The sequence below is a fragment of the Bacteroides faecis MAJ27 genome (genome assembly GCF_900106755.1).
Classification (GTDB): Bacteria; Bacteroidota; Bacteroidia; order Bacteroidales; family Bacteroidaceae; genus Bacteroides; species Bacteroides faecis.
Genome location: NZ_FNNN01000060.1, coordinates 1 through 5,166, shown reverse-complemented (window position 1 = coordinate 5,166; position 5,166 = coordinate 1). Strand labels below are relative to the sequence as shown.

At 33.0% G+C, this 5,166-nt stretch carries 11 protein-coding genes; all 11 read left to right on the top strand.

Annotated features, from left to right (window positions below; genetic code table 11):
• The first annotated feature begins 354 nt into the window (after positions 1-354).
• The 11 genes from BLW31_RS23570 to BLW31_RS23525 all read left to right on the top strand — a co-directional run bounded on the left by BLW31_RS23570 (position 355) and on the right by BLW31_RS23525 (position 4,593).
• Positions 355-606: a hypothetical protein gene (locus BLW31_RS23570; RefSeq protein ID WP_004295365.1), complete on the top strand. Its 252-nt coding sequence runs from the start codon at positions 355-357 to the stop codon at positions 604-606.
• A 34-nt stretch (positions 607-640) separates the two neighbouring features.
• Positions 641-856 carry a hypothetical protein gene (locus BLW31_RS23565; protein ID WP_007559101.1) on the top strand — a complete coding sequence of 72 codons (216 nt, stop codon included), beginning with the start codon at positions 641-643 and terminating at the stop codon, positions 854-856.
• Between the two features lie 71 nt (positions 857-927).
• A complete protein-coding gene (locus BLW31_RS23560) occupies positions 928-1,317 on the top strand; it encodes a hypothetical protein (RefSeq protein WP_007559098.1) in 390 nt (129 codons plus the stop codon).
• A gap of 85 nt (positions 1,318-1,402) precedes the next feature.
• The gene (locus tag BLW31_RS24610; RefSeq protein WP_007559096.1) at positions 1,403-1,543 is read left to right on the top strand and encodes a hypothetical protein; all 141 of its coding nucleotides are present in this window, start codon (positions 1,403-1,405) and stop codon (positions 1,541-1,543) included.
• 16 nt (positions 1,544-1,559) lie between these two features.
• Positions 1,560-1,751: a hypothetical protein gene (locus tag BLW31_RS23555; RefSeq protein WP_007559094.1), complete on the top strand. Its 192-nt coding sequence runs from the start codon at positions 1,560-1,562 to the stop codon at positions 1,749-1,751.
• A gap of 12 nt (positions 1,752-1,763) precedes the next feature.
• A complete protein-coding gene (locus BLW31_RS23550; RefSeq protein ID WP_007559092.1) occupies positions 1,764-1,970 on the top strand; it encodes a hypothetical protein in 207 nt (68 codons plus the stop codon).
• A 30-nt stretch (positions 1,971-2,000) separates the two neighbouring features.
• A complete protein-coding gene (locus BLW31_RS23545; RefSeq protein ID WP_004295363.1) occupies positions 2,001-2,219 on the top strand; it encodes a hypothetical protein in 219 nt (72 codons plus the stop codon).
• A gap of 18 nt (positions 2,220-2,237) precedes the next feature.
• Positions 2,238-2,555: a hypothetical protein gene (locus BLW31_RS23540; RefSeq protein WP_007559090.1), complete on the top strand. Its 318-nt coding sequence runs from the start codon at positions 2,238-2,240 to the stop codon at positions 2,553-2,555.
• A 33-nt stretch (positions 2,556-2,588) separates the two neighbouring features.
• Positions 2,589-3,071 (top strand): hypothetical protein, encoded by a 483-nt coding sequence (locus BLW31_RS23535; RefSeq protein WP_007559088.1) that lies wholly within the window; start codon positions 2,589-2,591, stop codon positions 3,069-3,071.
• On the top strand, positions 3,061-3,273 hold the full coding sequence (locus BLW31_RS23530) for a hypothetical protein (RefSeq protein WP_004295360.1): 213 nt from the start codon (positions 3,061-3,063) through the stop codon (positions 3,271-3,273). The genes BLW31_RS23535 and BLW31_RS23530 overlap by 11 nt, the downstream gene beginning before the upstream one ends.
• A gap of 162 nt (positions 3,274-3,435) precedes the next feature.
• A complete protein-coding gene (locus BLW31_RS23525; RefSeq protein WP_007559085.1) occupies positions 3,436-4,593 on the top strand; it encodes a replication initiation protein in 1,158 nt (385 codons plus the stop codon).
• The last annotated feature ends 573 nt before the right edge of the window (positions 4,594-5,166 follow it).

Here is a 5,166-nt window from a genome sequence, read left to right as displayed (position 1 = left end):
TGCACTGGAGAGAAACCGGGAAGGTATTTGATACCGTACTTTTCCGGGTTCTGCCCGGCATGGACGATAAGAGAACATTATTATGATACCAAAAACTTTAGGGAAAAATAAAACCTCGGCAGTCTATAAACCTAAAACCATTTTTAACAAAAATAATTGTCCTATTATTTGCGACATTTATAGAAAATCACTATCTTTGAGTATTGAAAATAAAGAGATAAACAAACCTTTAAAGCTGGTTTGGCTGCCAGTATAAAGAACAGCAAACAAAATCATGAAACATTGCTTCTTAAATCCATTTCGTAGCCAACTGTTAGTGCTATTTTTCAGTATTAATTCATTAATCATTTTTTTATGAAAAAAGAGTTTACATTACGCTTAGACGATGCAGCCTGCGCAGAGTTAGAAAATCTAAAAAAATTATCTGGTGAAAAAACAGATGCTAAAGCTATTAGATTTGCTATTCAGAATTATGCAACTTTGAATGATAGGTATATTGAAACACAACGGCAAATAAGGACGTGGAAAGATAAATATGCAGCGTTAAATAAAGCTGTTGATGATTACTTGTCTTCTTTTGAAGCATTGAAGAAAACTACAGATTGATAGTCAATTATTAGAAATGTGAAAGGATTAATTTATGATTGGAGTAGAGAAGAAAATTTTCAGATTATCTAGTTCTGTGTTAAATCGTACTTTTAAGCAGGAAAAGAGTATTTTTTGTTCAATGGTGTTACGATTGATGGATACAGAAAACTATGCAAACAATTATTGCGATTCGCTAAGTCTTGTTCTTGAACTATTTCCAGAGATTGATAGGGAAAAGCTAGAAAAAGAATTGGATAAATACGTTTGATAGTATTTGAAATCAAAAATGGGCTATTAAACTAGTTAATAGCCTTATTTTAATACATAAATTCATGAAATATGGCAGCGGATATGACAGATGAAACGATTGCACAATACATGGAACGCATCGAGAAAATGAGCATAAAAGAAATTCAAAAAGAAATTGAATTTCTGGAAAGCCCCGGTTACAACTGTGAAGGACTGGTATGTGCAGACGGAGTAATTACTCCCCGGACAAAAATGCATCGTAAGGTTCTTTGGTATAAGAGAATGAACCAAAAGAGCCTAACAGCCCTGCAATGGGCAAAAGAAGGATATGTTGTAAATCCGGATGCAATAGGAAGAAAGTGGAAAAACAATCCTCACAATTCAAAGGCTATAATATATTATGTATCAGATGAAGTACATGAGGACAAAGAAGCGGCTAAAGAATTTCTCAAATCGAGGCGTAAGGAAAAGAAAGAGTAGTCTTTAGTTCACAGGTCTCTTTTCCAGATATATAAGTCAAGATAAAATGGGATTATCATACCAAATAACGCATAACAGAATAGTAATGAATCAAGAAAGAACATTAACCTTTGGTAAGTATAAGGGAACACATCGAAGTAATATTACTGGAGGCTTCTCAGCAGGTGACTTCGGTGGTTTAATTTATTCAATCGAAAATTTCAATGAAAGTGAATATGAGTTTTAACCAATAAAATGAAGATATGAATAATGAATTTATTGATGGTATTTGGTTTGCTGTTCAGCATATTGTAGTAGTCAGAGATATGCCAGCAATCGCAATAGGGATAATTAAGGAATCGAATCTTTCCATTGATGATTGTAAGGCTGCGCAAAAAAGGAGTGGTTCTTTTCACAATCAGATGATGAAGTTTATTGAAACAGAATTAGCGTAAAACAGTATAAATATGAGCAAAATTGAAGAAGCCTTCAGAGGCTTAGGAAGAACAGAGAAAGTGAGATTCATTTCGCAGAACATCGAGTATGCAAATGCGGTTGCAGTAGCCAGTTATGTAAAAGGTTATCTTTTCGATGTCCTTAATGATGTCGGAGATGATGAGTATATAGCAGCGTATCTCAGAGAAAAGGGATATGAAGTAAAAAAACAAGAATAATCCTCAAATCGATATATAAATAAACGAATTATGAATGAAAGAACAATCCAAATAGACGTAATTGGAAAAATAGAAGGTACTCAATTTATGAAGTGTAAGCTATATACAAATGAAAATATTGTCATTATCATGATGAATGAATTTGATTATGAACGGTTGAAAGAAGAAGGAATCTTCATAAGAGATGGCAAAAGTCGAGATTCAGCCGGGGTGTTGAATACAACCAATACTTTCATCGAAAAAAATTAATACTCAAAACAAAAAAGAATGATTATGGATAAAAAAGAAAAGAATTTTGCCACATACAAAGAATTTGCAAAGATGCTTCGGGAAGTGGCAAACATATACTCTAAACTGGGTGACGAACCATTGTTGAAAGAAGGATATGAGTATAACGCCATTAGAGATGCTGTTCAGTATGTAACGAACAAACACGATTTTGGTTACTTTATACAGCCTTGGAAGGATGAGTTTCTACGTATGCCTTTTGATGTGACGAAGCGAAAAAAATGGGCTGATTATGTGGCTGAATGCCATGCTACAGGAAAGGAAATAGATTACGATAATTATGATTGGGATAAATGACCATAATTTTTCGAATAGTGTGAAAGGGAATAGATGTCATATAATCAAAATATAGATAGAATGTTTATTGAATATAAGGTATATCGTAGGGTGTCAGATTTGAAGCCTTTTATATCTAGGGATGAACTTCCTTCTTGTCAGATGATTGGGAAAAAAAAGTTTGTAGGAAAAAAAGCAAAAATGGAGGCTGTTTATAGACTTACAGGGAAACGTTTGCCAGAAGACTATACAACAGAGCAGGTAAACAATTTTCTTACGGTAGAGCTTTTTAATACGTCTTTATGGCATAAGTATAGAAAGATTTACAATGAAGTTTCCAATGAAAAAGAAATTGTTGTTGAGAACTATAGTTATCAATATACATTAGTTGTAGAATTAGCAAATAAATCGAATTTATCATTGGATGAAGGAAAAATTGTACATTTTGTTATGTGCGAACTGTTAGGAAATCCTTGTGAAACGTATAAAGGGATGAAAAACCCTATAATTTCTTTACGAAAAGATTATGATAGATAAAGCAAAAACATTAGATGAATGCTTTAAGGAACTAATTCTTAAAAGAGGTTGGTCTAAAAATAGTCCATATGACCGCCGAACTGCATCAAGGCATAAAAAGCAATTCCTTGAAGGAACGTTGCCCGATGAATTTAAAAGAGTATATTTGCAAAGTGCTGGTTATACAATAGTGCAGCCGGAGCTTTGGCGACAGGAATTATAAAACAAAGAAAATGGACTGGAGGAACATAATAAGAAATCTATTAGAAATTATCATTGCTATTTTTAGAATGATTTTCATAGGGCTATTTTATATAGCCAAGTTTATGTTTGTGTTCTTTATTCTACTTTTTTTTGGAGTATTAATCAGTCAAAATAATAAGCGATGGTAAATAGAGAAATAAAAGCCCGAAAACGTGCGGTGAAAGAAGAAAAAGAAGAAATAGACGGTGAGATTGTTAGAATTAGGAAAGGGCATCCTCGTACAAATCTTCCTGTGAAACTCCCAGAAAATCCCACATGGCTGAAACAACCTAATGTAGTTACATTAATGGCTGGTGATTTTAAGACAGTACAGATTAGAATCTTAATTGCTGTTATAGAGAAATTACAGGATGTCATAGAATTAAGTATTCAGCATCTAGATAAATATGGTACATCTATTCCATGCGAGCAATTATCTTTATTTCAAGAATATTCAGACCGTATAAGAGTAGATATCGCATATCGGGATTTGGGCGTTAATCCAGACCAATACAAGGAAGTAAAAAGCATGGTTCGTAAATTAATCAGTATTCCTGTAGAGCTTGATGTTAAAGACCCAATAACAGGTGAGGATAGTTGGTCTATTACTGGTTTATTCACTAAGGCAAATATACCCAAAACTCCTTATTCAAGAGGTTTTTCTTTAGAAATGGATAGAGAGGTTGCTAAAGTTTTCATTAATGTTGATAGAGGTTTTACACGCTATATAAAAGAGATAGCTTTAAGAGCGCAAAGTAGATATACAATAAGAATGTATATGCTGATTAGCTCATGGAAAGAAAAAGGTGGTTTTTCTATCTATGTGGATAGATTTCGGAAATTCTTAAAATTAGAAGATAAATACCCCGAATTTAAAGATTTGTATAAACGTGTAATACGCCCTGTTTACGATGATTTGTTTGAACAGGCTGATTGCTGGTTTGAAATGGCAGAAGTTTATCGTAATTCAGGCGATACACAGCCTTATAAACTTAATTTCAAAGTTATTAAGTCTGCATTATCAAAGAAGGAAGAAGAACTATTAAAAGGACAAAAGAAGATGATAACGAATTTTTGTTCTTTGCACTTTGCAATGAAGGACGAGCATTTGCAGCAGTTTATTCCACAGATTACATTAAGCAACTATAAAGCAGTAGTAACTAAGATGCTTTATCTAGGCGAATATGTTAGAGATAACTGGAATAAAATTTCAAATAAAGCAGAATATTGTTTATCCGTATTATTAAAAGAAGTAGAAATACTCCCCGGAATGATTGGAGAAGAAAAAGAAGATGAATAAAAGTTGGGTTTTTGTCCCTAGGAGGGGTCTAAAAGTTGGTTTTTTGTCCCTAAGAAGTTGGTTTTTTGTCCCTAAGAAGTTGGTTTTTTGTCCCTAAGAAGTTGGTTTTTTGTCCCTGATTTTTTACCATTATCTGTTGTTTTTCAGATAGTTACCCTTTCATTTTTAAGGGTACTACCATCACTAGCTGATAAAAAAAAACCTGATAATCATACCAACACACAAAAAAGGAACTTTTCTTATTACATAAACCCATAAAAAAGGAACTTTTCTCATAATCTTAACACAAACTTTAGGGAAAAGAACATCTATTAACAAAAAAAGACACTATATGATACAAATAATCAATCAAAAGTTGGGTTTTTGTCCCTATCTAAAAAAAACATATTTTAAAAAGTTGGGTTTTTGTCCCTATGCTTTTTTGATATACTGTAGGGAAAGAAATTGATACCGAATTATCATTCCTGGCACACCCTGTAGAACGACCTTTTGATACCAAATACAAAAAGCAGCCGGAAGCCGGACGCAAAAAATTGATACCATAAAACATTAGGGAAAAAGAACAGGAACAAA